Annotated in this window: 8 protein-coding genes and 4 pseudogenes; 5 read left to right on the top strand and 7 right to left on the bottom strand. The window is 56.8% G+C overall.

The annotated features are described in order from the left end of the window. Positions 1-140 precede the first annotated feature (140 nt). Positions 141-398 (top strand): annotated as a pseudogene (locus tag ACG74X_RS21120) (ATP-binding protein); the annotation flags it as partial. A 25-nt stretch (positions 399-423) separates the two neighbouring features. Continuing rightward, positions 424-975: pseudogene (locus ACG74X_RS21115) on the top strand (IS110 family transposase); the annotation flags it as partial. 373 nt (positions 976-1,348) lie between these two features. Here ACG74X_RS21115 and ACG74X_RS21110 read toward each other — a convergent pair. Then, positions 1,349-2,281, bottom strand: coding sequence for an alpha/beta hydrolase (locus tag ACG74X_RS21110; protein WP_411237297.1), 933 nt, complete (start codon positions 2,279-2,281; stop codon positions 1,349-1,351). 59 nt (positions 2,282-2,340) lie between these two features. On the opposite strand from ACG74X_RS21110, the gene ACG74X_RS21105 reads away from it, so the two are divergent. Continuing rightward, positions 2,341-3,012 carry a TetR/AcrR family transcriptional regulator gene (locus ACG74X_RS21105; protein ID WP_411237296.1) on the top strand — a complete coding sequence of 224 codons (672 nt, stop codon included), beginning with the start codon at positions 2,341-2,343 and terminating at the stop codon, positions 3,010-3,012. A gap of 109 nt (positions 3,013-3,121) precedes the next feature. Here the strand turns inward: ACG74X_RS21105 and ACG74X_RS21100 are convergent, their stop codons facing one another. The 3 genes from ACG74X_RS21100 to ACG74X_RS21090 are packed head-to-tail and all read right to left on the bottom strand — an operon-like array spanning position 3,122 to position 4,481. Then, positions 3,122-3,400, bottom strand: a complete 279-nt coding sequence (locus ACG74X_RS21100; protein ID WP_411237295.1) for a DUF6429 family protein — start codon at positions 3,398-3,400, stop codon at positions 3,122-3,124. Beyond that, positions 3,397-4,008, bottom strand: a complete 612-nt coding sequence (locus tag ACG74X_RS21095; protein ID WP_411237294.1) for a recombinase family protein — start codon at positions 4,006-4,008, stop codon at positions 3,397-3,399. The genes ACG74X_RS21100 and ACG74X_RS21095 overlap by 4 nt, the downstream gene beginning before the upstream one ends. 47 nt (positions 4,009-4,055) lie before the next feature. Beyond that, positions 4,056-4,481 (bottom strand): VOC family protein, encoded by a 426-nt coding sequence (locus ACG74X_RS21090; protein WP_411237293.1) that lies wholly within the window; start codon positions 4,479-4,481, stop codon positions 4,056-4,058. Positions 4,482-4,552: 71 nt separating this feature from the next. Here ACG74X_RS21090 and ACG74X_RS21085 point away from each other — a divergent pair. After that, a pseudogene (locus tag ACG74X_RS21085) lies at positions 4,553-5,890 on the top strand (transposase). A gap of 295 nt (positions 5,891-6,185) precedes the next feature. Here the strand turns inward: ACG74X_RS21085 and ACG74X_RS21080 are convergent. After that, positions 6,186-6,776 (bottom strand): hypothetical protein, encoded by a 591-nt coding sequence (locus ACG74X_RS21080; RefSeq protein WP_411237292.1) that lies wholly within the window; start codon positions 6,774-6,776, stop codon positions 6,186-6,188. Between the two features lie 33 nt (positions 6,777-6,809). Here ACG74X_RS21080 and ACG74X_RS21075 point away from each other — a divergent pair, with 33 nt between their 5' ends. Beyond that, positions 6,810-7,073 (top strand): hypothetical protein, encoded by a 264-nt coding sequence (locus tag ACG74X_RS21075; protein ID WP_411237291.1) that lies wholly within the window; start codon positions 6,810-6,812, stop codon positions 7,071-7,073. Between the two features lie 17 nt (positions 7,074-7,090). Here the strand turns inward: ACG74X_RS21075 and ACG74X_RS21070 are convergent, their stop codons facing one another. Both ACG74X_RS21070 and ACG74X_RS21065 read right to left on the bottom strand, forming a co-directional pair. Beyond that, positions 7,091-7,288 (bottom strand): helix-turn-helix domain-containing protein, encoded by a 198-nt coding sequence (locus ACG74X_RS21070; RefSeq protein WP_411237298.1) that lies wholly within the window; start codon positions 7,286-7,288, stop codon positions 7,091-7,093. Then, positions 7,274-7,498 (bottom strand): annotated as a pseudogene (locus ACG74X_RS21065) (recombinase family protein); the annotation flags it as partial. The pseudogene ACG74X_RS21065 and the gene ACG74X_RS21070, both read right to left, overlap by 15 nt. Between the last annotated feature and the right edge of the window lie 154 nt (positions 7,499-7,652).

Genomic DNA, 7,652 nt, shown 5'->3' with positions numbered 1-7,652 from the left:
GCGGGATAGACGGCCGAGACAATGCCTCTTTGTGGTTCCATTCTCGAAGGTTGTCTCGACAATAATCCGCACGTCCATGGTACTTCCCCTCTCAACGAACCACCAACATACACAGACACCCCCAAGTTTTGCCCACTCCCGTACGCCAGCTGCATCGATGCGAGTTCATCGAAGCCGCTGAGAATGTCGTGCTGATCGGCGGACCCGGAACGGATAAAAGCCACACCGCGACCGCAATCGGCGTTCAGGCGATCGAACATCACAGGCGCAAGGTCCGCTTCTTCTCGACTGTCGAACTGGTCAATGCATTGGAGCAGGAAAAAGCGCTCGGAAAGGCTGGAAAGATGGCTGAGATGCTGACCAAGGTCGACTTGGTTATCTTGGACGAGCTCGGTTATGGGGCCTGTTTTGCGCGCCCATCATCGCCAGGGGTTCCGCGACCAGCTCGCCGAGGCAGGTGCATGTGATCCAATGCTGGGGCTTCTGGCGCAGACCATGATACCCATTCACAAAACGCTTTGCGCCTCGGAAGAGGCCCTGGGCGATGACCTGATGCATATTGCCAAGCAGAATACACTGGCCCGTCGCCTCATGACAGTGCCGGGCATCGGTCCACTCGTGGCGCTCAATTTCATCGCGACAATAGATGATTCAAACAGGTTCAGGCGATCAACCGATGTCGGCGCGTTCCTTGGCCTGACACCACGACGATATCAATCGGGTGAGATCGACAGGTCGGGCCGCATCTCCAAATGTGGGGATGCCGAGATGCGCCGATTGCTCGTCTCCGCCGCCACGTCCCTGATGACGCAGGTCAGGAGGTTCTCACCTCTTAAATCCTGGGCGATCCGGCTCAGCGCGCGCAAAGGCTTCAAGAAGGCCGCTGTGGCAACCGCGCGCAAAATCGCCGTGATCCTCCACGCCATCTGGCGTGATGGAACCGAATTCAATTGGACGAAGGAGCCCATAACCTGACACCCAGCATACCCGCCTGAGCACTGGGCGGGTTTCGCGTCCTCCGGGACGGAGGCAGATCGATCTCGCGTAAAGCGGTCGAGGTGACCCTGCCGCATCAACCTCGTGAATGACATTCCAGACGATCAGCCCCGGACGCCATCATGAAGCAGCATCACCTGACTTCGGAGAGAACCACGACCCCGGCGGACAACAAACCCAACGCCCTTGACATAACCGCGATCAGAGAACCGCTTTGGAGATTGAGCCACATGGCGCATAGAGTCCCATTCGGGTCTGGGCTCAGTGACTTTTTATCTTCAAATTGAGGTGCTTAGGCAAACGATTTGGCTAGTGCGTCACTCACCAACTGCCGTGGTCGGTTCCACCACAGTCAACTCCTTTCAGCAAGAAAGGTCGCGACTTCGGCGCTGAGCTGAGCGAACGCCGCCGGCTCGATCGGCAAGTGCGAACCACCGTCGAGCAGCACGTAGTGCTTCGGTGTTGTGATACGCTCAAAGACTGGGATACTTTTCGCTGGGGGCGTCCAAGCATCTGCTCCGGGATGTACCAACAGCAGATCGCAAGGGAGTGCCGTCGGCGGCGGGCCGAACCGATGGGCAGTTCTCCAGAACCTTAAGGGAACCCAGCGCCTTCCGAGCAAGCGATCGTTTTGGAAATAGTGCGTCATGCGCGCGTTCGCGCTCATGGCGTCGAGGGGTGCGGCAAGTGCGAGTGGCAGGCTCAGGCGATCCATCACGAAGGGCGTGATACGGGCTGAAACAAGGCTTGCAAGACCGAGGAAGCGGTTTCGCGCGGTGCCGACAAACGTCCATGGCTCCGCTAAATCAAGCAAGGTCGTGACGATGATCCCTGCGGGGCGGCTCATCAACGTTGCGGCGTAAACAGCCGTCAGACCTCCCATGGACAAGCCCATCAAGATGACCCGACCTGCTTCCCCATCGGCGATCTCTGCCACGAGCTTTGGCCACTCGGCGTAGTTTCCTCGCCAGTCCGCCCTGGGCTTTGTCAGTCCAAACCCCGGTAGGTCCGGAGCAACCACGCGCCAACTCAATTGCGTAATCGCATCTGCGAAGGGCGCAAGGACGCGGCCATTGCCGCCACCGCCATGAACCAGCACCACCGTGCCATGGGGTGCGTTGCGCACTGTCCCGTCGGGATCACGGGCCGCCCATTCATCAATATGGATATCATGTCCGTTCACGATCCGGCGGCTTTCCATCGGTTCGGTGTGGAGCTTTAGATTAAATTCCTCCTGCAGGATGTTGCGATAGGTTTTCCATGGATGTGAATTTAGGTACTGCATGATAATAAGTTGAGAGATTACTCGGCTTTTTGCCACTCGGATTTGCGACGGAGAAAAACATGGGAGAAAGAGCCGCTCGTGCCGTAATCAAGCCCCGCAAACGCACGGTCCGGCGGGCTCGGCAAGCGCGGTCGCGTCATACGGTCGAGACGATCCTGGAGGGGGCAACTCGGATTCTGGTCGAGCGTGGCTGGGCCGGATTCACGACAAATGCGGTTGCAGAGCGCGCAGGTGTGTCGATTGGCTCTCTGTACGAATACTTCAGTTGCAAGGGCGATCTGGTTGACGCGATCGTGGATCGGCACCTGAGTCGAGCCGAGCAGATTGTAGCAGACGTGGACGCGCGTATGGCCGAGCTGCATGGGCCGTGCCTTCGTCTCACCCCGAAAGAGCTGGTCGACATGCTGGTGGGGACGTTCGTCTCGCTCCATTCGGACGACCCCTTGCTGCACCGGGTACTGTCCTCACAAGTCCCGCTGACAGATGCGCATCGCACGCGAATTCTAGCACTACAGGAAAGCGCCGTTGATAGAGTTGCGACCCTGCTGCCCCTCGATGTCCGGTCGCGCGACCGCACAGCCAGCATGCTGGTGGGGACGGCAGACGCTTTGATTCATGCTTGGATCGTGGAAGATGGTATTCCATTGCCTGAAGAAAGTATGCGACAGGAGATCGGCGATATGCTTAGTGCCTTTCTTGGCTCAAAGGGAGACTTCCCTGTATATACGTAGACTGGCAAGACAAGCGGACCTTCACTCAAAAGGATCGAATATTGGGGTCCATTGCGGGAGAGTGTGGAATCCTACGCTAAGCCGATATGAGCCAGTTGCATGCTGAACTTCATGATTGATCGGACGGTTTCCCGAACAGCTGCTGCAAAAGATGTTCTGATTTTTCCAAACCTTCATCGGTGAGCCAGACAGAACGGGCTTTTCCAACTGGATCAGATATGAGCCCCTTTTCGTGAAGTCTTTCCATGCTGTCCCAGTCAAACCCTTTCCAAGCACGGCTTTCGCCATGTAGACCGAGGCGCAAAAGCGCCAGTGTGGCATCGTCAATTTTGTCTTCGTCGAGTGGAAACGCACCGAATTTCCCCGAAATATGCCGTTCGTTGGTCATGCCGCCAAGACCCGCTTCCCGTAATCGCGCAGGTTTCCGTTTGGATCGACATACCGGTAGAGAGTAACCGGTTTCACCCCGAGCTCTTTGCATAATTCGGAAACAGAGGTGTCTCTGTTCGCCATTGCGGCCTGTGCCATGCGCACCTGGGCTTTGCTTAGTGCAAATTTGCGTCCACCCTTCCGACCCCTGGCGCGTGCGGCGGCAAGACCGGCCATGGTGCGTTCTCGGATCAGCTCGCTTTCGAATTCGGCCAATGCAGCAAAAATCCCAAATGACAGCCGCCCGGCAGCGGTTGTCGTGTCGATCTGAGCTCCCTGACCAGTCAACACCTTCAGTCCAACACCGCGCTCTGTCAGCGCGGTCGTGGTTCTCACCAAATGATTCAAGCTGCGGCCCATCCGGTCCAGTTTCCAGATTACCAGGACATCGCCGGCGCGGAGGGCCTTCAGGCAGGCCTCTAGTCCTAGGCGCTTATCTGTCTTCCCTGAGGCGTGATCTGAATAAATTTGATCCTCGTCGACACCCGCTGAAATTAAAGCGTCGCGCTGCAAATCCAGCGATTGGCTTCCGTCTGTTTTCGAGACGCGAGCATACCCAATCAGCATATTTCACAAACGTTCGATACTGGTGAAAAACACTGGGCATAAATTGGTCAGGAAACTTCCATTCTAACTTGGTCATAGTCGTAGGTTGTGACCTCAATCCGGTTCTGGTCGAGGTCAAGAAAATACACGGACCAAGACACTTCATGATCCACCACGTTGGTGCGGGTCAGAATGCCGCCGGACGTTGCCCTCAATTTCAAAGCATCGAGGCTTTCGCAGAATTCAAGAAATTCCTGCCCATCGACACGGAATGCAATCGTGCTGTCGCGTGTTGGTTCTTTGCAGTCACGCGCAAACAGCGAAAGCGTCGGATGTCCATCGCCACCTTGGAGAATTAGAGGCCCCATGGGGTCTTCCGCCCAACTCTGGAGTTGTTTGTGGCGCTCCAGACCTAAAACTTTTTTGTACCAGTCTGCAGCTGTTTCGCGATCTGATACTTCAATGTGGACGTGATCTATTCGTTGAACTTGCATGTTTTTCCTTTCTCCTTGATCAAGGCACAACGGGCTGATTCACTTGCTATATCATCAAGGAGGATCAGGCGATGATGGGACGGCTGGATACGCAAGAGAACCTGTTTTACCGGTTCCGGATCGAGGATCATGTCTCTAAAGATCACCTGCTGCGCAAGATAGACTGGCTGTTGGACTTCGACTCGATCCGCGCTGACCTCACCGACCTTTATAGCCACACAGGCCGCCCCTCTGTCGATCCAGAGCTGATGTTGCGCATACTGCTTATCGGCTATCTTTACAGTATCCGGTCTGAGCGGCGGCTTGTCGAGGAAGTCCATCTCAATCTGGCATATCGATGGTTCTGCAAACTGGGCCTGGAAGGCCGTGTGCCGGACCGCTCGACCTTCTCAAAGAACCGGCATGGGCGCTTTGCCGATGGTGATATCATGCGTCGCTTGTTTGAGAGCGTCGTGGAGAAATGCGTGGGTTTCGGCTTTGTCGGCGGAACTGATGCCGCAGTCGATGGCAGCACCATTGAGGCAGATGCCAACAGAGATCGCAAAGATGCCCCACAGGAGATCGAGAAGCTGTGGTCGCGCAAAGAACAAGTGCAGCGCCCCGTAGCAGAATATCTTGCCAAGCTGGCAGACACAGATGAGCTAGCTCCTGGGCCAAAGAAGAAGCCCCCAAAGTATCTGTCCGAGACCGACCCGGAGGCCGCTTGGTCCTTAAAAGACGGGCCTGGCCGGTTCAGCTATGAGACTAACTACCTGATCGATACCGATCATGGGATCATCATGGACGTCGAGGCGACGCCTGCGCGTCTGAGTCAAGAGATCATCGCAACCAAAACGATGTTGGAGCGCAGTGCAGAACGGTATGACTTCCAGCCCGACCGGATCGCGGCAGATGGATCATACGGCACCGGCCCGTTTCTGGCCTGATTGCTCAAACGCGATGTCACGCCGCACATTCCAGTGCTGGACCGCAAGCATCAGACAAATGGCAAATATGATATCAGCCATTTCCAATATGACGCCGAGCGGGACAGCTTCACCTGTCTCGAAGGTCACGAGATGCCGCCGCGCCGGGTCAAGGAAAACGACCGGATCAAAAGTTACTACCCCAGCAAGCAAGCCTGTGGCGCGTGTCCGATCCGCAAAGCCTGTACCGACGCGCCATTCAGAACTGTCACGCGCCACATGGATGAAGATGCCCGCCAAACCGTGCGCGACCTGAAGCACACGTCTGCATACGACGAGAGCCGACGACGACGTAAAAAGGTCGAGATGTTGTTCGCCCATTTGAAACGACATCTCGGCCTGAGACGCCTCCGGCTCAGAGGCCTCAAAGGAGCAACCGAAGAATTCCTCCTGGCAGCGACCGTACAGAACCTAAAACGCCTTGCCAAAATGGTTCCGAGTTAAGATTCGAAATCACCCCACACACCATCCGCCAAAAACACCGCCTTTGCCCGCAATCACAGAGGGTTGAGAAAGCTTGGTCTCGCAAAACACAACATCTAGTGGGTCGAGTTTTTCACCAATATCGTTCGTTTGAGGCAGGTTGAGGAAATCGCTGTATTCTGTGACCTTCCGCGCTATCTGGTGCAATTTGTTCAGTGCGATGTGGCAGATATGACGAGGTTGGCGTCGTTGTTCACAAGTTGAACCAGCACACGGTCACAAGTGGCTCAATGAGAGTCCTTAGCCTGAAGTGGCCTCAACATAGGGGCACAAACACGTAGTTTAGAATCGCTTCTCGCCCGGCACGCTGTGCGGAACGGCGCGAGGCCGCGTTCAGCCCGTCGATTGTGCCGATAAGCAGGCGGTCAGGATCGAGATCGGGCCGGGCAGCCCAGACCTTTTGGGCAGAGGCGGCGAACCCATTCCCGTTAAATGCGTGCAGGACGACCTCCTCGTTCACCTCGTCGCCATCAATCCACTCCACCGAGCCGGGGGCCGATGTGAACAGGCCTACCGTTCGTTCAATGCCCTCGACCGCCGCGCGGATTGCCCGCAATCGGCCTTCGTTGTGCCAGCGTCGCAGATCATCTGCATCGGCCGCCGATATGTTACGTGCGAGCGTTGGTTGGGTTCTAGCCAGTTCCTCGTATCTGGCGGCAACCATCCCGACGGCCTCTTCCACGTCCACGAAGGGGACGAGCGTGAGCCGGCCGTCCGCCGGAGCCATGTCACGATAGCGGGCGGCGAAGACCGTCATATCCACATGCGCACCGTTTGGTAGCGCAGCACCCGCTGCTACGAGCGTCCGAAAGTGGCGCGGCGCGAAACTCGCCCACTCAGCCGTCACGCAGTCCCGGAGCTGTTCCCAATCCTCGAACCCATGGGCAACGATGTCTACGAAGGGCCGTTCGACGTCCCCGCCATAGAAACGGATGCCTCCCAGCAGCCGCTGACCGCCGATCTCGATCAAGCGATGATTGTAGTCGCTTGGCACTATACCCGGCAGGTCGATGTGGTCGGAGAAGAGGCGCGCGAAGGCAGGATCAGTGATCCGCTCAATCTGTTCGTGCAGCCAAGCTCCAAGAAGTTTTGCTCCGCGCTGGCCGAACAGCCGGTCTGCGAGGGAGATCTGATGCGTCAGTGAGGGCCAGTCAGTGGGGGTCATGCTGTTCCCCCATCGATGCTCTGGGTCCGTTGCAGCACGCGATAGACGGTCGGTCGCGACACATCGAACAGCTCGGCAAGGTCGCTGATCGAATACTCCCCGGTATTATACATCCGGCGCAGCTCGATCTGGCGGCGGTCCGAGAGCTTGGGCTTCTTACCCTTCAGTTTCCCCTTGGCGCGGGCGATAGCCATGCCTTTGCGGGTACGCATGCGGATCAGATCGGATTCAAACTCAGCGAAGGTGGCGAGGATGTTGAAGAACATCTTTCCCATCGGGTCGGCTGGATCATGGACGCTTGCACCGATAGCGAGTTTGACGCCAATCTCTTCAAGCTGAGCCGCAATCGCGCGGGCGTCAGGGACGGAACGCGCCAGCCGGTCAAGTTTTGGCACCACAAACGTATCCCCTTCGCGTTGCGGATTTCAGAAATACCGGACAGCGATTACGCTAATTCCCGGACAGCCGTCTCAGTAATTCCCGGATAGTTCGGGCGCGACTGATCATCTGCCTGCGATCATGTTTCGGTTTGGATAGTTTCGGTGTTTTCGGCGGAGG

The organism is Marivita sp. S0852 (assembly GCF_046591575.1).
Taxonomy (GTDB): domain Bacteria; phylum Pseudomonadota; class Alphaproteobacteria; order Rhodobacterales; family Rhodobacteraceae; genus Marivita.
Note: the sequence above shows the minus strand (reverse complement) of the source record. Positions and strands in the feature narration are given on the sequence as shown.

What these genes read in the sequence shown, in the direction of transcription:
- ACG74X_RS21110 (WP_411237297.1), bottom strand. Translation starts at nt 2,281, where the DNA reads ATGCAGTACCTAAATTCACATCCATGGAAAACCTATCGCAACATCCTG.
- ACG74X_RS21105 (WP_411237296.1), top strand. Translation starts at nt 2,341, where the DNA reads ATGGGAGAAAGAGCCGCTCGTGCCGTAATCAAGCCCCGCAAACGCACG.
- ACG74X_RS21100 (WP_411237295.1), bottom strand. Translation starts at nt 3,400, where the DNA reads ATGACCAACGAACGGCATATTTCGGGGAAATTCGGTGCGTTTCCACTC.
- ACG74X_RS21095 (WP_411237294.1), bottom strand. Translation starts at nt 4,008, where the DNA reads ATGCTGATTGGGTATGCTCGCGTCTCGAAAACAGACGGAAGCCAATCG.
- ACG74X_RS21090 (WP_411237293.1), bottom strand. Translation starts at nt 4,481, where the DNA reads ATGCAAGTTCAACGAATAGATCACGTCCACATTGAAGTATCAGATCGC.
- ACG74X_RS21075 (WP_411237291.1), top strand. Translation starts at nt 6,810, where the DNA reads ATGGGCAACGATGTCTACGAAGGGCCGTTCGACGTCCCCGCCATAGAA.
- ACG74X_RS21070 (WP_411237298.1), bottom strand. Translation starts at nt 7,288, where the DNA reads ATGGCTATCGCCCGCGCCAAGGGGAAACTGAAGGGTAAGAAGCCCAAG.